The sequence below is a fragment of the Halorubrum rubrum genome, assembly GCF_024494685.1.
Lineage (GTDB): Archaea > Halobacteriota > Halobacteria > Halobacteriales > Haloferacaceae > Halorubrum > Halorubrum rubrum.
Genome location: NZ_JANHDM010000007.1, coordinates 148,494 through 168,542, shown reverse-complemented (window position 1 = coordinate 168,542; position 20,049 = coordinate 148,494). Strand labels below are relative to the sequence as shown.

The 20,049-nt window shown below is 69.5% G+C and carries 16 protein-coding genes; 10 read left to right on the top strand and 6 right to left on the bottom strand.

Going from position 1 to position 20,049, the window contains the following annotated elements; genetic code table 11:
- Positions 1–74 precede the first annotated feature (74 nt).
- The 6 genes from alaS (at position 75) to citZ (ending at position 8,496) form a co-directional block, all read left to right on the top strand.
- Positions 75–2,852: an alanine--tRNA ligase gene (gene alaS / locus NO889_RS09585; protein WP_256412034.1), complete on the top strand. Its 2,778-nt coding sequence runs from the start codon at positions 75–77 to the stop codon at positions 2,850–2,852.
- Between the two features lie 9 nt (positions 2,853–2,861).
- Complete coding sequence (locus tag NO889_RS09580; RefSeq protein WP_256412033.1) at positions 2,862–3,662, top strand: alpha/beta fold hydrolase; 801 nt, start codon at positions 2,862–2,864, stop codon at positions 3,660–3,662.
- A gap of 136 nt (positions 3,663–3,798) precedes the next feature.
- The gene (locus NO889_RS09575; RefSeq protein WP_256412032.1) at positions 3,799–4,512 is read left to right on the top strand and encodes a type 1 glutamine amidotransferase; all 714 of its coding nucleotides are present in this window, start codon (positions 3,799–3,801) and stop codon (positions 4,510–4,512) included.
- A gap of 112 nt (positions 4,513–4,624) precedes the next feature.
- Positions 4,625–5,212: a DUF2062 domain-containing protein gene (locus NO889_RS09570; protein ID WP_256412031.1), complete on the top strand. Its 588-nt coding sequence runs from the start codon at positions 4,625–4,627 to the stop codon at positions 5,210–5,212.
- 109 nt (positions 5,213–5,321) lie between these two features.
- On the top strand, positions 5,322–7,235 hold the full coding sequence (locus NO889_RS09565) for a PINc/VapC family ATPase (protein WP_256412030.1): 1,914 nt from the start codon (positions 5,322–5,324) through the stop codon (positions 7,233–7,235).
- 133 nt (positions 7,236–7,368) lie between these two features.
- Positions 7,369–8,496, top strand: a complete 1,128-nt coding sequence (gene citZ / locus NO889_RS09560) for a citrate synthase (RefSeq protein WP_256412029.1) — start codon at positions 7,369–7,371, stop codon at positions 8,494–8,496.
- A 64-nt stretch (positions 8,497–8,560) separates the two neighbouring features.
- On the opposite strand, the gene NO889_RS09555 is transcribed toward citZ, so the two are convergent.
- The 3 genes from NO889_RS09555 to NO889_RS09545 form a co-directional block, all read right to left on the bottom strand.
- A complete protein-coding gene (locus NO889_RS09555) occupies positions 8,561–9,799 on the bottom strand; it encodes a digeranylgeranylglycerophospholipid reductase (protein ID WP_256412028.1) in 1,239 nt (412 codons plus the stop codon).
- Between the two features lie 192 nt (positions 9,800–9,991).
- A complete protein-coding gene (locus NO889_RS09550; RefSeq protein ID WP_256412027.1) occupies positions 9,992–10,855 on the bottom strand; it encodes a 2-oxoacid:ferredoxin oxidoreductase subunit beta in 864 nt (287 codons plus the stop codon).
- Entirely contained in the window at positions 10,852–12,615 is a 1,764-nt protein-coding gene (locus tag NO889_RS09545; RefSeq protein ID WP_256412026.1) for a 2-oxoacid:acceptor oxidoreductase subunit alpha, read from the bottom strand. Before NO889_RS09545 ends, NO889_RS09550 begins: the two co-directional genes overlap by 4 nt.
- A gap of 369 nt (positions 12,616–12,984) precedes the next feature.
- Here NO889_RS09545 and NO889_RS09540 point away from each other — a divergent pair, with 369 nt between their 5' ends.
- The 3 genes from NO889_RS09540 to NO889_RS09530 all read left to right on the top strand — a co-directional run bounded on the left by NO889_RS09540 (position 12,985) and on the right by NO889_RS09530 (position 16,547).
- Positions 12,985–13,629, top strand: coding sequence for an FAD-dependent oxidoreductase (locus NO889_RS09540; protein WP_256412025.1), 645 nt, complete (start codon positions 12,985–12,987; stop codon positions 13,627–13,629).
- 136 nt (positions 13,630–13,765) lie between these two features.
- A complete protein-coding gene (locus NO889_RS09535; protein WP_256412051.1) occupies positions 13,766–15,322 on the top strand; it encodes a lipopolysaccharide biosynthesis protein in 1,557 nt (518 codons plus the stop codon).
- A gap of 130 nt (positions 15,323–15,452) precedes the next feature.
- Entirely contained in the window at positions 15,453–16,547 is a 1,095-nt protein-coding gene (locus tag NO889_RS09530; protein ID WP_256412024.1) for a hybrid sensor histidine kinase/response regulator, read from the top strand.
- 27 nt (positions 16,548–16,574) lie between these two features.
- Here NO889_RS09530 and NO889_RS09525 read toward each other — a convergent pair whose 3' ends face one another.
- On the bottom strand, positions 16,575–17,681 hold the full coding sequence (locus NO889_RS09525) for a pyridoxal phosphate-dependent aminotransferase (RefSeq protein WP_256412023.1): 1,107 nt from the start codon (positions 17,679–17,681) through the stop codon (positions 16,575–16,577).
- Between the two features lie 192 nt (positions 17,682–17,873).
- On the opposite strand from NO889_RS09525, the gene NO889_RS09520 reads away from it, so the two are divergent.
- The gene (locus NO889_RS09520; RefSeq protein WP_256412022.1) at positions 17,874–18,365 is read left to right on the top strand and encodes a metal-dependent hydrolase; all 492 of its coding nucleotides are present in this window, start codon (positions 17,874–17,876) and stop codon (positions 18,363–18,365) included.
- Positions 18,366–18,447: 82 nt separating this feature from the next.
- Here the strand turns inward: NO889_RS09520 and NO889_RS09515 are convergent, their stop codons facing one another.
- On the bottom strand, positions 18,448–19,113 hold the full coding sequence (locus NO889_RS09515; RefSeq protein ID WP_256412021.1) for an HD domain-containing protein: 666 nt from the start codon (positions 19,111–19,113) through the stop codon (positions 18,448–18,450).
- A 102-nt stretch (positions 19,114–19,215) separates the two neighbouring features.
- On the bottom strand, positions 19,216–19,983 hold the full coding sequence (locus tag NO889_RS09510; protein WP_256412050.1) for a PHP-associated domain-containing protein: 768 nt from the start codon (positions 19,981–19,983) through the stop codon (positions 19,216–19,218).
- Positions 19,984–20,049: the final 66 nt, after the last annotated feature.

Genomic DNA, 20,049 nt, shown 5'->3' with positions numbered 1-20,049 from the left:
AGGTTCGACGGGTCTCGCGACGGTGCCCGCGCCCCGGAACCCTTTTGGACGAACACGGGTCAGGACATGGTATAATGAGCGATCTCGAAGCGGAGTACCGCCTCGACTACTTCGAGGAGGAGGGGTTCGATCGGAAGGAGTGCCCCTCCTGCGGGGCGCACTTCTGGACGCGCGATCCCGACCGCGAACTGTGCGGCGAGCCGCCGTGTGAGGACTACAGCTTCATCGACGACCCCGGATTCCCCGAGTCGTACACCCTCACGGAGATGCGCGAGGAGTTCCTCTCGTACTTCGAGGAGCACGGCCACGAGCGGATCGATCCGTACCCGGTCGCGGCGAACCGCTGGCGCGACGACGTCCTCCTGACGCAGGCGTCGATCTACGACTTCCAGCCGCTCGTCACGAGCGGGAAGACGCCCCCACCGGCGAACCCGCTCACCATCTCACAGCCCTGTATCCGGATGCAGGACATCGACAACGTCGGGAAGACGGGCCGACACACGATGGCGTTCGAGATGATGGCCCACCACGCGTTCAACACCCGCGAGGACGCCGAGGCGGAGTACGCCTACGAGGGGGAGGTGTACTGGAAGGACGAGACCGTCGAGTACTGCGACGGCCTCTTCGAGGAGCTCGGCGCGGACCTCTCGGAGATCACCTACATCGAGGACCCCTGGGTCGGCGGCGGCAACGCCGGGCCCGCCATCGAGGTCATCTACAAGGGCGCGGAGCTGGCCACGCTCGTCTTCATGTGTATGGAGTTAGACCCCGAGGGCGACTACGAGATGAAGGACGGGAACACCTACTCGTTCATGGACACGTACATCGTCGACACGGGCTACGGCTTGGAGCGGTGGACGTGGATGAGCCAGGGGACCCCCACCGTCTACGAGGCGATCTACCCCGACGCCATCGACTTCCTCAAGGAGAACGCCGGACTCGAGTACTCCGAGGAGGAGGAGCGGCTCGTCGCCCGTGCCGCAAAGCTCTCGGGCCGGCTCGACATCGACGACGTCGATGACGTGGAGGACGCCCGCGGCGAGATCGCCGAGAAGCTCGACGTCGACGTCGACCGCCTGCGCGAACTCGTCGAGCCGCTCGAGTCCATCTACGCCATCGCCGACCACTCGCGGACGCTCGCGTACATGTTCGGCGACGGGATCGTCCCCTCGAACGTCGGCACGGGCTACCTCGCGCGGATGGTGCTCCGGCGGACGAAGCGGCTCGTCGACGAGGTCGGCGTCGACGCCCCCCTCGACGAGCTCGTCGACATGCAGGCCGATCGGCTCGGGTACGAGAACCGCGACACGGTCCGCGAGATCGTCCGCACGGAGGAGCGCAAGTACCGGAAGACCTTGGAACGCGGCTCGCGGAAGGTCGAACAGCTCGCCGACGAGTACGCCGGCACGGACGAGCCGATCCCGACCGAGGACCTCCTCGAGCTGTACGACTCCCACGGGATCCAGCCGGACATGGTCGCCGAGATCGCGGCCGACCGGGGCGCGAGCGTCGACGTACCCGACGACTTCTACGCACTCGTCGCCGACCGCCACGAGGAGATCGGCGACGCGGGCGAGGAGAACGAGCGCGACGAGCGGTTCCGCGACCTCCCCGAGACCGAGAAGCTCTTCTACGACGACCAGGGCCGGACCGAGTTCGAGGCAGTCGTCCTCGACGTGTTCGAAGCCGAGGGGGGGTACGACGTGGTGTTGGACCAAACGATGTTCTACCCGGAGGGCGGCGGCCAGCCGGCCGACCGAGGCCAGCTCGTCGGCGGCGAGAACACCGCCGAGGTCACCGACGTCCAGGAGGTCGACGGCGTCGTGTTACACCGCACCGACGCCGACCCCGGCAAGGGCGAGTTCGTCCGCGGGCAGGTCGACGGCGACCGTCGGAACCGCCTGCGCGCCCACCACACCGCGACGCACCTGATCGGCCACGCGGCCCGCGAGGTGCTCGGCGATCACGTCCGACAGGCGGGCGCACAGAAGGGGCTCGACTCCTCGCGGCTCGACGTGCGCCACTACGACCGGATCTCCCGCGAGGACGTCCGGGAGATCGAGCGCGTCGCCAACGAGCTGGTCCGCGAGAACGTCCCGGTGCGACAGGAGTGGCCCCACCGCCACGAGGCGGAGGCCGAACACGGCTTCGACCTCTATCAGGGCGGGGTTCCGCCGGGGACGAACGTCCGGCTGATCCACGTCGGCGACGTGGACGTCCAGGCGTGTGCGGGCACCCACGTCGACCGGACGGGGGACGTCGGCGCGGTGAAGGTGCTGAAGACCGAGCCCGTCCAGGACGGCGTCGAGCGGATCGTCTTCGCCGCCGGCAGCGCGGCCATCGAGGCGACCCAACGGACGGAGGACGCGCTGTACGACGCCGCCGACGCCCTCGACGTCGACCCGCTCGACGTGCCCGAGACCGCGGAGCGGTTCTTCGAGGAGTGGAAGGCCCGCGGCAAGGAGATAGAGACGCTCAAGGAGGACCTGGCGGCCGCGCGGGCCTCCGGCGGCGCGGACGCTGAGGAGGTCGAGGTCGGCGGCGTCGCCGCCGTGATCCAGCGGCTCGACGGCGACACCGACGAGCTTCGCGCGACCGCGAACGCCCACGTCGACGACGGCAAGATCGCCGTGATCGGCAGCGGCGCGGACGGGTCGGCGAGCTTCGTCGTCGGGGTTCCCGACGGAGTCGACGTGGACGCCGGTCAGGTCGTCGCCGACCTCGCCGGACGCGTCGGCGGCGGCGGCGGCGGTCCGCCGGACTTCGCACAGGGCGGCGGCCCGGACGTCGACGCCCTCGACGACGCGCTCGAGGCGGCCCCGGACGTGTTGCGGACGCTCCAAGAGGCGTAGTCATCGGCCATGCCGCACGCGAGCAACGGCGGCGTCTCGATCCGGTACGAGGTCGACGAGGGGCGCTCCGCCGACGGGGAGGCGGTCGTCTTCTGTGGCGACGTGGGGCTCGGCGCGTGGCAGTTCGGCTGGCAACACGCCGCGCTCGCGGGGCCGCACGCGGTCGTCACGCCGGAGACGCGGGGCGTGGGACGCTCGGACGCGCCGCCCGGACCCTACTCGGCCGAGACGCTCGCGGCCGACCTCGAGGCGGTGTGTGCCGCGGAGGGGATCCGGAACGCCCATCTCGTCGGTTACGGGCTCGGCGGGATGGTCGCGCTCGCGTACGGGCTGGGCTCCTCGCGCCCCGCGAGCCTGACGCTCGTCGGGACGCCGCCGACCGGCGACGCCTACAACCCGGCCGGGGTGTGGGCCGATCCGTCGGATCCGGCCGCCGTCAGGGGGTCGCTGGCGGGGCTGCTCTCCGAGCGGTTCCGGCGGGAGCACGCCGACGCGCTCTCGCGGATCGTCGAGTGGCGGCTCGCCGAGGACGCGGACCGCGAGACCTTCGAGGCGCACCGGGCGGCCGTCGAGGGGTTCGACGCCGCCGACCGCCTCCACGAGGCGACGCTGCCGACGCTCGTCGTTCACGGGTGCGAGGACGCCGTCTGTCCGCGCTCCGCCGGCGAGACGCTCGCCGAGGGGCTCCCGCGCGGCGAGTTTCACGCGGTCGAAGGGGCGCGCCACCTCGCCGGCGTCGAGGCGTCCGCGGAGGTCAACGACCGCCTCGTCGGCTGGCTCGCGGAACACGCGAGCGACCCGGACGCGTGAGCGTCTGGAACCGTGAACGACCCGGAGACGCGAACGGGCGGAGTCGAGAGGGCTCGAACGGCGGTTCCCGTCCCCGACACCGGACGGTTCCGTCGCCGCCACAACGGTTTTGAGCCCCTCGCTCGTCGGATCGGCCATGAGCCGACTTCGATTCGCCCTGCTGAACGCCGCTCACGACGGCGAGCACACCCGCCGCAACTTCCGCCGGGAGTTCGACGCCGACCTCGCCGAGTTCGACGCGACCGACGCACACCTCCCCGAACACACCGACTTCGACGGAGTCGTCATCACCGGCTCCCGCTCGTCCGTCTACTGGGACGAGGCGTGGATCCCGAAGCTCGTCGACTACGTCGCCGAGGCGGCCGACGACGGCGTGCCGGTCCTGGGCGTCTGTTACGGCCACCAGGTGCTCGCCGAGGCGCTCGGCGGCCGCGTCGCCGGGATGGACGGGTTCGAGATCGGGTACAACACGGTCCGACACCGCGGCGACGAGCTGTTCGAGGACGTGCCCGAGTCGTTCACCGTCTTCACGACCCACGGCGACGCGGTCGTCGACCTCCCGCCGGGGGCGACGCTGCTCGCCGAGAACGAACACGGCGTCCACGCGTTCCGGGAGGGCCACTGCTGGGGCGTCCAGTTCCATCCCGAGTACGACGTCGAGACCGCCCGCGAGGTGGCGGAGGGGAAACGCGATCGACTCGGCGACGCCCGCGTCGACGACGTCCTCGCCGGGATCACGCCGGAGGCGTTCGAGGCCGCCTGCGAGGCGAAGTCGATCTTCGACAACTTCCTCGCGTACGCCGAGGACGTGAAACGCGATCGGGAGGCGACCGCGGCGTCCGACGACTGACGCCGGACGTGACTGACGCGACCGGCCCGACGCCGACGCGACCGGCCCGACGCCGACGCGACCGCACCACCGCCGGTAACTACATTCTCCGTGCCGACGTAGCGGTCCTCGGATGATACTCAGTCGGATGAACGAGTGGGTCGAGGGGGTCAGAACCGAGATCCAGCGCTCGTTCTCCGAGGAGCACACCGTGAGGGAGACGGCCGGCAGCTTCTCCGTCGGCGTCTTCATCACGATGCTGCCGACGCTCGGGACCGGCCTCCTCGCGTTCGTCGCGCTCGGGTGGGCGTCGAGCCGGATCAACAAGGCGGCGCTTCTGGCGTCCGTGGTCGTCTTCAACCCGGCGGTGAAGTGGGGCGTCTACGCCGCCAGCTTCACGCTCGGCGTGGCGATCCTCGGGCCGGTTCCGGGCGTGACGCCGGCGGAGGTGTCGCTCTCGGCCGGCCCGGAGATCGTCGTTCGGCTGCTCGTCGGCAACGTGGTCCTCGCCGTCGTCGCGGCGGTCCCGAGCTACGTCGTCTGCCACCGGCTCGTGGCGGCGTACCGCGCCCGCGAGTTCGCCGTCGTCGAGACGGTCTCGGAGGTCGTCACGCCGGAGGACGACGAGGGAGCGGACGAGACACGCGAGGCGATCGAGGCGGACGAGCCGACCGGACGCGACGCGGAACCGATCGACGAGCCGACCGAGCCCGCGGAGTGACGGTCTCGAACGCTCGATCCCGTCGCGGCGGTCCGCGCTCCGGATCCCGCCGCGCACGCGTCGCGGCCGGGTCGAACACCCTTATACGGTTCCCGCCCGGAACTCGGATATGAACGTAGTACCGGACACCAGTGCGGTCGTCGACGGCCGCGTGTCCGAACGCGTCGAGGACGGCAGCTACGAGGGGGTGACGGTCGTCGTCCCCGAGGCCGTCGTCGGCGAGCTGGAGTCGCAGGCCAACGACGGGCTCGAATCGGGGTGGGACGGCCTCGAGGAGCTCAAGCGACTCGCGGGGTTCCGCGATGACGGGACGATCGACCTGCGGTACGTCGGCGACCGCCCGACCGGCGACCAGCGGTCGCACGCCGCCGAGGGCGACGTCGACGCGCTCATCCGCGACGTCGCCGCCGGCAACGACGCGACCCTCCTCTCCAGCGACATCGTTCAGGCGGAGGTCGCCCGCGCGAAGGGGATCGCCGTCGAGTACGTCGAGCCGGTCGCCCGCGGCGTCGTCGACGAGCTCCCCATCGAGGAGTACTTCACCGACGAGACGATGTCGGTCCACCTGAAGGCGGGGACGAAGCCGAAGGCGAAACGCGGCTCGCTCGGCGAGATGCGCTACGTGGTCATCGAGGAGGAGGAGACGAGCGAGGAGCGGATGGCCGAGCTGGCGAACTCGATCGTCGACCTCGCACGGCAGTCCTCGGACGGGTTCATCGAGCTGTCGGACGACGGGATGGACATCGTCCAGTACCGCAACTACCGGATCGCGGTTGCGCGGCCGCCGTTCGCGGACGGGATCGAGATCACGGCGGTCCGGCCCATCGCGAAGACGACGCTCGACGACTACGAGTTCGCCGACGAGCTGCGCGAGCGATTCCTCGAGCGGAAACGCGGCGTGCTCATCTCCGGCTCGCCGGGGGCCGGCAAATCGACGTTCGCACAGGCGGTCGCGGAGTTCCTGAACGACAACGACTACGCGGTGAAGACGATGGAGAAGCCCCGCGACCTCCAGGTCGGCCCGGAGATCACCCAGTACGGCGCGCTCGGCGGGAAGATGGAGAACACCGCCGACTCCCTGCTGTTGGTCCGGCCCGACTACACGATCTACGACGAGGTCCGGAAGACGAACGACTTCGAGGTGTTCTCGGACATGCGGATGGCGGGCGTCGGCATGGTCGGCGTCGTCCACGCCTCCCGCGCCATCGACGCGCTCCAGCGGCTCGTCGGCCGCGTCGAGCTCGGGATGATCCCCCAGATCGTCGACACCGTCGTCTACATCGAGGCCGGCGAGGTCCACACCGTCTACGACGTGACGACGGAGGTGAAGGTTCCCGCCGGGCTCACCGCGGAGGACCTCGCGCGGCCGGTCATCCAGGTGGCGAACTTCGAGACCGGCAAACCGGAGTTCGAGATCTACACGTTCAACCGGCAGGTCGTCACCGTCCCGCTCGACGACGCGGACGGCGGGAACGCCGGAACGGAGACCGGCGTCGGCCGCATCGCCAAACAGGAGATCGAACGCGAGATCCGCTCGGTCGCGCACGGCCACGTCGACGTGGAGCTCAGGGGCGACGAGGAGGCGATAGTGTACGTCGACGAGGGCGACATCGGCACCGTGATCGGGAAGGGCGGCGGCCGGATAAGCGACATCGAGAGCCGCCTCGGGATCGAGATCGACGTGCGGACCCACTCGGAGAATCCGGGCGGCCGCGGCGCGGGGTCGACCGGCGACGGCCCCGGCGGAAACGGACGCGGCGGTGCGAGCGGGGGACGCGGCGGGCAGGTGGGCGAGGAACGCGGCTCCGTCGTCCAGCCGGAGATCACCTCGAGACACGTCGTCCTCGACGTCGACGGCGGCGTCGGCGAGACGGTCGAGGTCCGCGCGAACGGGGAGTACCTCTTCACCGCGACGGTCGGGCGGGGCGGCGAGGTGCAGGTGTCGCGCGGATCGGCCATCGCCGAGGAGCTGGAGGACGCGATCGATCGGAAGCGGACGATCACCGTCGTCCCCGCGCGCTGAATCGTCCCCGCGCGCTGAGTCGTCCACGCACGGGAGCCGACGCCGTCGGGCGCCGCATCGAGGTACCACGATCGACGTATCCGGATCCTCCTGAAAGATAACGCTTTTTTGGCGGTGGTCGGAAGGTCATGGCATGTCGAACGAGCTGAAACGCGGGTTGGAAGGCGTCCTCGTCGCGGAGTCGGATCTCAGTCACGTCGATGGGGAGGTCGGCAAGCTCGTCTACCGCGGGTACGACATCGAGGAGTTGGCACGCGGCGCGAGCTACGAGGAGGTGCTCCACCTGCTCTGGCACGGCTCGCTTCCGACGCGCGCGGAGCTCGAGGCGTTCAGCGACGACCTCGCCGCCGAGCGAGCCGTCGACGACGAGGTGCTCTCGACGGTTCGCACCCTCGCGGACGCCAGCGAGCGGCCGATGGCCGCGCTCCGCACCGCGGTCTCGATGCTCTCGGCGTACGACGGCGAGAGCGGCGACGTCCTCGCGGAGGGCGCGGCGATCACGGCGAAGGTCCCCACGATACTGGCCGCCTTCGAGCGCGCTCGCCAGGGCGAACCGCCCGTCGCCCCCGACCCGGACCTCTCTCACGCGGGGAACTTCCTGTACATGCTCACCGGGACCGAGCCCGACGACGTGAGCGAGGAGACCTTCGACATGGCGTTGACCCTTCACGCCGACCACGGGCTCAACGCCTCGACGTTCACGGCGCTCGTGATCGGGTCGACGATGGCCGACGTCTACTCCGGCGTCACCGGCGGGATCGGCGCGCTCTCCGGGTCGCTTCACGGCGGCGCGAACCAGGACGTCATGGAGATGCTCCGCGAGGTCGACGACTCCGGGAAGGATCCCGCCGAGTGGGCGGCCGACGCGCGCGAGGAGGGCCGGCGGATCCCCGGCTTCGGTCACCGCGTGTACAAGGTGAAGGACCCGCGTGCGAACATCTTGGAGGAGAAACTGCGCGATCTGGCGGACGCCTCCGGCGACCGGAAGTGGCTCGAGTACACCACCGCCATCGAGTCGTACCTCACCGAGGAGGGGCTCGTCGAGAAGGGAATTGCCCCGAACGTCGACTTCTACTCCGGCTCCGTCTACGACGCCATGGGGATCCCGATGGACCTCTACACCCCCATCTTCGCGATGAGCCGCGTCGGTGGCTGGGTCGCTCACGTCCACGAGTACCGCGAGGACAACCGGCTCATCCGCCCGCGGGCGCGCTACACCGGCCCCGAGACCGCCGAGTTCGTGCCGCTCGAGGATCGCTGAGTCGGGGTCGGAGTCGAAAGCGGTCTCGATCGTCGGCCGGCGTCGATCGAGTCGTCCCCGCCGGTCACGACGAGCCGAACCGCCGGCGGAGGTACCGCGCCAGGAGCGGGAGGTCGTCGAGGTGGATCAGCTTCCGCATCGCGCGTTTGTCCCCGCGATTGACCGCCGCGAGCGTGTCCTCGTCCGTCCGCCGGAGGTCGCGCATGAGTCGGTCGTACCGCTCGTTGGGCGCGAGGTACAGAAGCTCCGTGAGCACCAGCCGCGAGTTCATTCGCGGGGCGACGTCGCGATGCCAGAGCGTCTCGTAGATCGCGAGGCTCTCGGCGTCCCTCGGTCGGTCGGCGTCGGTGAAACACCGGTCGATCGACATCGCCGCGGCGCGCGCGGACTTCATCCCCTTGTGGATCCCCTCGCCCCACAGCGGGTCGATGGTGGGCACGGTGTCGCCGATGGCGAGGAAGCCGTCCGTGTGCATCCGGCCGGGTCGCTGGATGTGTGCCGACCCGCGGTGGACCTTCCCCTCCAGGCGCTCGGCGTCGGCGAACCGGGGGTCGGACTCGAGCCACCCCTCGAGGTAGCCGTCGATGGTCTTCCCCTCCTCGCCGGCCTCGCGGTGGCGCTCGTTTTGAATGTAACACAGCCCGACCTTCGCGCTGTCCTCGCCGGTGGCGAAGATCCACGAGTAGCCGCCGGGGGCGATGTCGTGGTCGAGCCGGAGCATCATCGACCGACGGAGGTCGGCGTACTCGGGGTGGTCCAGATCGAGCCCCTCGAACTCGTACTCGATGCCGATCGCCTGGTTCTCGCGTTCGAGGTCGACGACGTCGAGCGCGCTGGCGATCGGCGCGGCCGGCCCGGTGGCGTCGACGACGACGTCGGCGTACACCGCCTCGTCCCCGCTGTACCTGACGCCCTCGATGACGCCGTCGTCGTCGAGGATCGGTCGGGAGACCCGCGAATCGAAGCGGTACTCGGCGCCCTTCTCGCGGCCGTCGGCGACGAGGTACCGCTTGAAATCCGCGAACTCCAACACCGCGCCCGGCTGATAGGACTCGTAGTAGTCGTTCGGCGACTCCAACACCACGTCGTCGGTGTACGACATCACGACGTCGTCCGGGATCCCGAACGCGGACATCATGGAGGGGAACGTCCCCGCGGTCGACTTGTTGCTCTGCCGCGGGAACTCGGCTTCGGCTTCCGTCTCGAGAACGACGACGTCGTAGCCCCGAGCGGCCAGATCGCGGGCGCACTGTGCGCCCGCCGGTCCGGCGCCCGCGATCGCGACGTCGTAACGGTCGGACATACCGCGTACATGCCCACCCGTGTAATTAGGTTTGCCGAAACGGGACGGTCTCTCGAGGAAACGGGCCGCTGTCGGCCGTTTTTGACGGAACTGCGAGGTCGGGATGTCGACGGGAAGCGGGAGCGAAAGGGAGAGCGATCGGGGGAACCGATCGACGGGGACGGCCGCCGGCGACGTCGTGGCGCCGACGGCTCAGTAGAACTCGCGGACCAGGTCGGTCGCGTTCTCGGGCGCGCCGTCGGGGATGTCGGACATGTCCTCGTCGACGCCGTGTTGCTCGTGGTACGGCACCGACTCCTCGTCCCGATAGATGACGCCCTGGTACTCCTTGTCGGAGTCGAGGATGACGTCCTTGGCCGCGTCGTAGTCGGCCGGGTCGTGGTCCGCCTCCGCGAGGTCGACGAGCGAGTCGCGGAAGTAGTCGTAGGTGTCGACGTCGTTGAACGTGACACAGGGCGAGTAGACGTTCACGAAGCCGAAGCCGTCGTGTTCGACGGCCTCCTGGATGATCTCCTGGTGACGCAGGGCGTCCGAGGAGAACGACTGCGCGATGAACGTCGCGCCCGACGCGAGCGCGAGCGCGTGCGGGTTCACCGGGGGCTGTTTGGGGCCCTCGGGCGTCGTCGCCGTCTCGAAGTCCTCGCGGGAGGTCGGCGACGCCTGGCCCTTGGTGAGCCCGTAGATGCGGTTGTCCATCACGACGTAGGTCATGTCGACGTTCCGCCGCACCGCGTGGACGAAGTGGCCCGCGCCGATGGAGTAGCCGTCGCCGTCGCCGCCGGCAACCATCACTTCGACGTCGGGACGCGCCATCTTGACGCCGGTCCCGACGGGGAGCGCCCGCCCGTGGACCCCGTGGAGCGCGTAGCTGTGCATGTACGTGCCGATCTTGCCCGAACAGCCGATGCCGGCGACGACGAAGGTGTTGTCGGGATCGTTGCCCGTCTCCGCGAGCGCCTTCATCATGCCGTTCATGGTGCCGAAGTCGCCGCATCCGGGGCACCACGTCGGCTGCTTGTCGGATTTGAAGTCGGTGAATCGAACGTCTGAACTCATTGGGTCGCCTCCGTCCCCGTCTCCAGGGACGCTCTGATCTCTCGTGCGAGCTCGTCCGCCTTGAACCGCACGCCGTCGTACTTGTTGATCCGGTCGACGCGAACCAGCGCGTCGCGCTCGACGAGGTTCGCGAACTGTCCGGTCTCGTTACACTCGACCACGATGGTCTCGTCGGCCGCCTCGATGGCGTCCGAGAGGTCGGGCCGCGGGAAGACGTACGGAACCGAGAGCACGCGGATGTCGATGCCGTCGTCCTCGAGCAGGTCGAGCGCCTCCGCGAGCGCCCCCTCGTTCGACCCCCACGTGATCACGAGGGTCTCGGCCTCGGCGTCGCCGAACTCGCGGGGACTCCAGTCCTCGCGGTCCGTCGCCGTCTCCACCTTCCGGTTGCGCTTGTCGACCTGCTCGACGCGCATCTCCGTGTCCTCGGTCCGCCGGCCCTGCTCGTCGTGTTCGAGCCCCGTCGACATGTGCGCGCCGTCGACGGTGCCGGGGAACGCGCGCGGGGAGATCCCGTCCTCGGTCAGCTCGTGCGGCTGGAACCCGCCGCTCTCCGAGAGGTGGTCCTCGACCGACGCGTCGTCGACGACGAAGCCGCGGTCGACCTCGACCGCGTCCATGTCGAAGGTGTCCGGCGAGAACGTCTGCTCGGTGACCGCCATCGAGAGGTCCGCCGTGAGGTAGACGGGGATCTGGTACTTCTCGGCGAGGTTGAACGCCTCGACCGTCTTCCAGAAGCACTCGTCGACCGTGGTGGGCGCGAGCACGAAGCGAGGGACCTCGCCGTGGCCGCCGTACAGCATGTGGTTTAAATCGCCCTGCTCCTGTTTCGTCGGCATTCCCGTGGAGGGGCCCGACCGCATCACGTTACAGATGACGAGCGGCGTCTCGGAGGTGGCGACGAGCCCGAACGTCTCCGTCATCAGGTCGATCCCCGGTCCCGAGGTCGCCGTCATCGCACGCGCGCCGCCGCGAGCGGCCCCGAGCGCCATGTTGATCGCCGACAGCTCGTCTTCCGCCTGGACGACGTGGCCGCCGTACCGCTCGAGCCGGCCGGTGAGGTACGTCATCACGTCCGTCGCGGGCGTGATCGGGTAGCCGGAGTAGAACCGGCAGCCGGCGGCGATGGCGCCCATGCCGATCGCCTCGTCGCCGTTGAGGAGGACGTAGTCCTCGTCGGTCGTCTCGAGGTCGTACTCGAACTCGGCGTCGTACTCCTCGGCGACGTACGACCGCCCGGCGCGGGCGGCCTCCTTGTTGTTGTCGACGAGCTTCTGGCCCTTGTCGCCGAAGCGCTTCTCGAGGGCGGAATCGAGGTTCTCGATGGGGAACTCCGCGACCTCACACGCCGCGCCGAGCGCGACGACGTTCCGCATGATCGCCCCGCCGGCCTCCTCGGCGAGCCGCTTGAGCGGCACGTCGATGCCGATCATCCCCTCGGGGATCTCGACGTTCTGCATGGTCGTTCGCTCGCCGTCGTAGATGATCACGGACCCCTCGTGGAGCTCCTCGAGGTTCTCCTCGATGGTCCGCGGGGTCAACGCGATGAGCACGTCGAGTCTGTCCACGACGCTCTGTACCTTGTCGACGGAGGTTCGCACCTTGTACGCGGTGTATCCGCCGCGGATCCGCGAAGCGAAGTCCTTCGACGTGAACACGTGTCGACCCGATCGGGACAGCGCCTGCGCGAAGATCTTTCCCGTCGAGTCGATGCCGTCGCCGGCCTCCCCGCCGACGGCCCAGTTGAAGTCCGCAGCCATTCTATGTTGACGGTTCACTCGGACTCATCAAAAGGCTTCTGGATGGCGGCACCTACCAGTTATTCAACGAACGTCCTGTTTTTCGCGAATATTGTCGCTTTATCGGCCGCTCACGCCGGATGATCGCGGAGATATTGGTCGATCGTCAACCGGATCCGCACCGACGGACACCGTCCGTCGCAGTCGGTTTCGACGCGCGTCGAACCGGGTCGAGCCGGATCGATCGGTTGGTCCGGGGAGGGGCGGCCGACGAGGATCGTCCGGCGAACGAGACGGAAACGCGAACGGGATGGGACGGAAACGGGACGAGACGAGACGGAAACGGGACGAGACGAGAACACGTTTGTGTCCGAGGGACCGACGGGACGTATGGACGCGACAGTCGCGGTGACGTCGGTCGAGGAGGTCGGATCGGACACGTACGCGATCCGGTTCGACACGCCCGAGGGCTTCAGCGCCGAGCCCGGCCAGTTCGTGAAGCTGGGGACGGAGATCGACGGCGAGCCCGTCTCGCGGTTCTACACGCTCTCCTCGCCGACGACCGAGGGGACCTTCGAGGTGACCGTCGAGATCGATCTCGAGGAGGGCGGCGAGTTCTCCCGGTTTCTCGCCGACATCGAGCCCGGCGTGGCGATGTCGCTCTCGGGGCCCTTCGGCGACCAGCACTACGACGGGGAGGGGCGCGTCGTCGTCCTCGCCGGCGGTCCCGGCGTCGGCCCGGCGGTGGCCATCGCCCGGCGCGCGCTCGACGACGGCGGCGAGGCCGCGGTCGTCTACCGCGACGACGACCCGGCCCACGAGGCCCGCCTCGACGACCTCCGCGGGCGGGGCGCGTCGATCGCGGTGCTCGACGACGACGACGACCTGACGGACCCCGTCGCGGACGCGCTGGCGGGCGCGACAGACGAGACCGCCTTCGTCTACGGCTTCGCGGACTTCGTCGACGACGCCCTGGCGGCGATCGAGGCCGGCGGCGGCGACGCCGACGACGCGAAAGTCGAGAACTTCGGGTAGCTACCCGTACGAACCGGCACTCCTCGCCGGAACCGCGGAGCGAACCGCTTAATCCGCGGACGACGCTTCGATCGGACGAACCACCGTGGGCACCGAATCGACGCCGGAGACGACCGACGCGCGTTCCGACGAGACGATCCCCGACGACGAGATCCTCGAAGGTTCGACCTCCGACGACGAGATCCCCGAGGAGGAGCGCGATGCGCTGGTGACGATCGCCGGCGGGGCCGTCGTCACGAGCGGGGCCTTCTCGGCGCAACGCGGACTGACGACCGCGACGGAGCTCGTCCTCGCCCGCGGGCTGGGACCGGCGGCCTACGGCGTGTACGCGCTCGCGTGGCGGATCGCCCAGGTGCTCACGCGGCTCGTGCCCGTCGGGAGCGTACCGGCGCTCCAGCGGTTCGTTCCGGGGGAGGAGGACCCGGCCCGCCGATCGCGGGTGGTCGGGTTGGCCTACGCGACGACCGTGATCGCGGGGGCCGCGTTCGCGCTCGGCGTCTGGAGCGTCGCTCCGCGGGTGAACGACCTCACGGTGTCCGACCCCGCGTTCCCGCCGACGATGCGGCTCTTCGGCGTCCTCGTCGGACTGATCGGCCTCGTCACCGTGACCGGGGCCGTGTTCCGGGCGATCGGTTCGGCGCGAGGCGAGGTGCTCTTCAACAAGCTGCTCCGCCCCGCAGTTCGACTCGTCGGGGCGGCCGGCGCGCTGGCGCTCGGCTACGCCGTCGTCGGCGTCGCCGAGGCGATCGTGGTGTGTACCGCGCTCCTCGTCGCCGTCGGCGTCCCCGTCTCGATCCGCGCCACGGGCATCACGCCGACCCTCCGCGGCGCGCGCCCGGAGGCCCGCCGCTTCTACGACCACGCCGCGCCGGTCGCGATGAGCAGCCTCGGCAAGGTGTTTCAGAATCGGATCGACGTGCTGCTCGTCGGCGCGCTCCTCACCGCGGTCGCCGCCGGGGTGTACAACGTCGTCCTCGTGTTGGTCTCGATCGCGTGGATCCCCCTCCGCTCGTTCAACCAGCTGCTCCCGCCGGTGGCCTCGGAGCTGTACGCGGACGACCGAATGGAGACGCTCAACGCGGTGTACACCTCCGTGACCCGGCTCATCGTCACGACGGTCCTGCCGGTCGTCGCGACCCTCGGCGTGTTCGGCGAGCCCCTGCTCGCGCTGTTCGGCGAGACGTACGTTCGCGGGCACCTCCCGCTCGTCGTCTACCTCGGCGGAGTGTTCGTCGGCAGCGCCGTGGGCGCGACTGGCTGGCTCCTCATGATGACGGACCACCAGTACGCGCGGATGGCGCTCGACTGGCTGCTCGCGGCGCTCAACGTCGGGCTGACGTACGCGTTCGTGATCCGATACGGGCTCGTCGGGGCCGCGCTCGGCACCTCGGCCGCCATCGCCGTCCAGAACGGGGTACAGGTCCTGCTGCTCCGGCGGTTCGAGGGGCTCTGGCCGTTCGACCGGACGTTCCTCGCGCCGCTGTCGGCGGGGGGGATCATGGTCGGCGTCATGCTGACCGTCCGGGCCGCGGTCGCCGGGATCTCCGGGGTCGCGGTCGGGACGCCCGTCGGGGTCGTCGCCTACCTGCTCGCCCTCCGTGCGATCGGGATCGACCCCCGCGACCGCCTCGTCGTCCGGGAGCTCGCCGAACGGTACCGATCGACGGTTCACACGGCGATCGGCGAGCGGTAGCCGCCGGGGGAACGGCGACCGCCGGGGAGGCGTCGACCGACGCGTCCGCGTCGGCGACGCCACCGAACGTCGCGGCGACAGGGACACATATACACCGGATGCCCGAGAGATCCGATCGAGATTGGTACGCATGGCGACGACTGACCCTCCGATGGCCGTTCTCCTCGTCGGGCCGCGACCCGACGCCGCGGAGTACGTCGCGGCCGCGCTCGAACGCGCGGACGACCGACTCGACGTCGACTCCGCGGCGGACGCCGACGAGGCGCTCGACCGGATCCTCGCCGGGGGCTACGACTGCGTCGTCGCCGGCGCTCGACTCGACGGTGACGCGATGTCGTTGTTCGAGCGCGTCCGCGCTCACGACCCGGACCTCCCGTTCGTCGTCTACGCTGACGCCGGAAGCGACGACGCCGTCTCGCCCCCCGAAACTCTCTCCGCCTCCGAGGCCCTCTCGACGGGGGTCACGGACTACGTCCGCCGAGGTTCGGCGACCGACGGCGACGTGGTCCTGGCTCACCGCGTCGCGACCGCGGTGGAGTCGGCCCGCGCGATAGGCGCGGCCGAGCGCCGGCGCGAGCGTCTCGAACGGTTCGTGGAGGTGGTCTCACACGACCTCCGCAATCCGCTGTCGGTCGCGCAGGGACGGCTGGAGCTCGCGCGCGTCGAGCGCGACGGCGAGCATCTCGAGCCGGCCGCCGACGCGGTCGACCGGAGCCTCGCGCTGATCGGCGACCTCCTGACGCTCGCGCGCGAGGGGAAGGCGGTGGCCGACGTCGAGCGGATCGCGCTCGCGGACGCGGTCGAGGCGGCGTGGACGAGCGTCGAGACGGCCGACGCGACGCTCGTCGTCGAGACCGACGGCGCGATCCGCGGGCACCCCGGACGCGTGAGACAGCTGTTCGAGAACCTCCTCGGGAACGCGGTCCGCCACGGCGGCGACGACGTCACGGTTCGGGTCGGCGTGGTCGAGCCGATGTACACCTCGACGCGGGCGGCGAGCGCCGGCGGGGCCGGGTTCTACGTCGCCGACGACGGCACCGGAATCCCCAAGGCCGACCGGGAGCGCGTGTTCGAGACCGGGTACACCACCGCCGACGACGGGACGGGATTCGGGCTCAACATCGCGAGGGAGATCGCCGAGGCGCACGGCTGGGAGATCCGGATCGAGGAGAGCCGGGACGGCGGAGCGCGCTTCGAGATCACCGGCGTCGACGTCGAGGGGTGAACGGGACGGAGTGAAACGGATCCGCGGCTACCGCTCCGAAAAGTAGTCGACGAGTCGTTCGGCGGCCTCGAGCGATCGCGGGGTGACGAGGGCGAACCGGAGCCAGTCGTCGCGGGCGGTCCCGAAGGTGTCGCCGGGCATGCCCGCGACGCCCGCCTCGTCGATCAGGCGTTTCACGTTCTCCATGGTGCCGGGGAAGCCCTCGAACCGCGCCAGCACGTAGAAGCCGCCGTCGGGGCGGGTGTACTCCGCGCCCGCCGCCTCGAGTGCCTCGGTGAACGCGTCGATCCGGTCGGCGAGCCGCTCGCGGGCCTCCGCGTAGTACTCCGGCTCGGTCGCCTCAAGGGCGTGTGAGACCGCGTACTGGGCGGGCCGCGAGCCCGCGACGTTCACGAGCATGTGTCGCGTCTTCGCGGCGTCGACGTGGGCGTCCGGAAGGATCGCGTAGCCGACGCGAAAGCCGGTTATCGCCATCGACTTCGAGAAGCCGCTGGTGACGATCACCCGGTCCGAGTCGAGCGAGAGGGCCGACTCGAAGGAGCCGGTGTGATCGAAGCGGTCGTACACCTCGTCGACGAGAACGAGCGCGTCCACGGACTCCGCGATCCCGACGACCTCCCGCACCTTCTCGATGGCGTAGACGGCTCCCGTGGGATTGTTCGGGGTGTTGAGGACGACGAGCGCGGTGTCCTCGCTCGCGGCCGCCCGGACCGCGTCCACGTCGAGCCCGCCGTCGCGCTCGGTCGGGACGAGCGTCGGCTCGCCGCCGAGCAGCTCCGTCTTGCCGGGGTAGTAGGGGTAGACGGGGTCCATCAACAGCGCCTCGTCACCGGCGCCGCGCTCCAGCGCCCGCGCCATCCCGAGGTAGTTGGCCTCGCCGGTCCCGTTGGTGAGGACGATCCGGTCGACGTCGACGCCCCGTCGAACCGCGATCGCCTCGCGGAGGTCGCGGATCCCCTCGCTCGGGGGATACTGGAACTCGGCGGAGGGCAGCTCCGCGTACGCCGCCAGCGCCTCGCGGAGCGCGGTCGGCGGCTCCCAGTCGGGGTTGCCGCTCACCATGTCGATGACGTCGCGGTCGGCCTCGATGCCGTACTTCATCACCTGAAAGAACTTGGGCTCCTCGTACTCCATGCCCGTTCATGGGGTGTGCCCCCCGTGGCTCTTTCGACGCCGGATCCGCGGAGTGCTCCCGACGCCGGATCGGCGTCGTCCCCGTCGGATCCCGGTGGCCTCAGTCGGATCCCGGTGGCCTCAGTCGGATCCCGGTGGCCTCCGTCGGACGCGATCCGTGCCTTTTCGGTCGACGCCGCGAGAGACGGGGTCATGAACAAACGCGGCCACGTGTTGAACGCGCTACTCCTCGCCGTCGGACTCGGCTTCGTGCTCGAACCGGGCGTCGACGTCGCCACCGCCCGGAAGGTCGCCCAGATCACGGTGCCGATCGTGTTGGGCGCGCTCTTCCCGGACGTCGACACCGCCTTCGGCAAACACCGGAAGACGCTCCACAGCCTGCCGGTGCTCTCGGTCGTCCTCGCGTACCCGATCGTCTTCGACAACCTCCACTTCGTCTGGGTGGGCGTGTTGACCCACTACCTGCTGGACCTGATCGGCAGCCGCCGCGGGATCGCGCTGTTTCACCCGCTCTCGGACGAGGAGTTCTCGCTCCCGTTCGGCGTCACCACGAGCAGCAAGTACGCCGACCTCGTGACCGTGATCGTCACCGCGCTCGAGATCGCCGCCTTCTGGGCGGTCACCACCTACGTCGTCTCGCTCGACGTCGACCTCTCGTCGGCGGCCGCCGGATTCGGGCTCTGAGCGCGGAATCGACGAGGATCGGCCTCGTCGAGATCGTCAGCAGCGGACCGTGTTTCACTCCCAACCGCTCGGTACAGCCAATTTACTGCGCAGTGCCTTGGTCGATCTCGCGGGCAAATCGGTCGAAGAAACCCTCCATCACGTCCCAGCGTGACTCTCCGAGGCAGCGACCTGGCTCCGTATACAGCGCATCGAGGCGTTCACGCGCCCACTCGCGCAGGAGAGAGACATCTGGCAACTCGGGTACGCCGTCGGTGAGTGTTGCTGCGTCATCGATGATGGCGTACTGCTCGCCAATGCGTCCGGAGCGTTCACCGACGATACAAGCGAGGCGAACGAGCCCGACCACGCCAGTTGCGTCGAGTTTGTCAGCGTCGAAAAGTAACCGTGCCTCGAGCGTTTCGGGGTCCGGTGAACTCGTCCGGATGCTGTGTGCCCGTAGGCAGTGTTCGACCGCCGCGATCCGATCCGGCGCCACCCCCTCCGCCGTGAGGAGGTTCGTGGTTTCGTCGGCCGCCCAGTCGTCATGATCGTCAATTTCTCCGATGCGTTCGAGTGGCCGCCCGATATCGTGAAGCCACGCTGCTGCGGCGAGTACATCCCGGTTGACGCTATCCGGATGCTGAGTCGCAAGTCGGAGCGCAACGTCACGCACACGTTTTGCGTGGTAGATATCGTGTGCGGGGAAGGCGTCTTCGTAGTATGGACGCGACAGCTCGCGGGACAACGGGGCTAGGTTAGCGGGCATCACGACGGAAAATCGCCAGAAAACGCTTAGTTATTATGAAGTAAGCAGCCAAGATATAACGGTCGTTTCGAACGGAAAGCGGGTCGAACGGTCGGCGTCGACTCACTCGTAGACGGCCACGTCGTCGAACCGGCCCTCGTAGACGACGTTCGAGGGGAGGGTGGGCTCCTCGCCCGAGAGGAACAGCCGCTCGGCCTTCGCCCACGTGTTCTCGTAGGCGAGGTGGCCGAACTCGACGAGCCCGCGGAGGCGGTGGTCGATACCGCCGCGGTGGACGACCGACCGAGGCCGTCCCTCGCGGAACGCCTCGACGATCGCCGCCTCGTCGGGGAGGTCGCCCTCGAAGGCGGTCCACGCCTCGCCGACCGTGGGTCGGAGGTGCGCGTACGAGGAGCCGAACCCGTGGAGGTCGAGGTCGTCGGCGATGTCGCGCGCGCGGCCGTTCTGGTGGGCGAGCAGCTTCGTGTTGTACGTCTCGATTGCGTCGACGCGGGCGTCGTGGGCCGCGAGCTCGGGCCGGGTGAGCGAGATGGTCGCGAACGCCGGGTGCGGGACGAGGACCGCGGCGTCCTGGCGTTCGAACTCCGCCATCGCCCCCTCGAAGGTGATGTAGTCGGGGACCGGCTCGGAGAGTCCGATCGCGAGGAGGTGCCGGCGGTTCCCCCAGTCGCCGGTGAACACCTCGCGGCCGGGGACCACCGTCAGGTCGTCGTCGGAGAACCGGTCCGCGCGCTCGCGGAGCGTCGGCAGTCGGGTGAAGTGAGGCGCGTACACGAGCGCGTCGATCCCGCGCTCTTTCGCGCGGGCGACGACGCGGTCGTCGAGAACTTTGACGTGGGCGTCGACGCGCGTTCGAGATCGGCTCACGATCGGCGGTACGCGAAAGCCGCCCAAAGACGTATCGTTCGCGGTCGACGGACGGACCCGAACGACCGA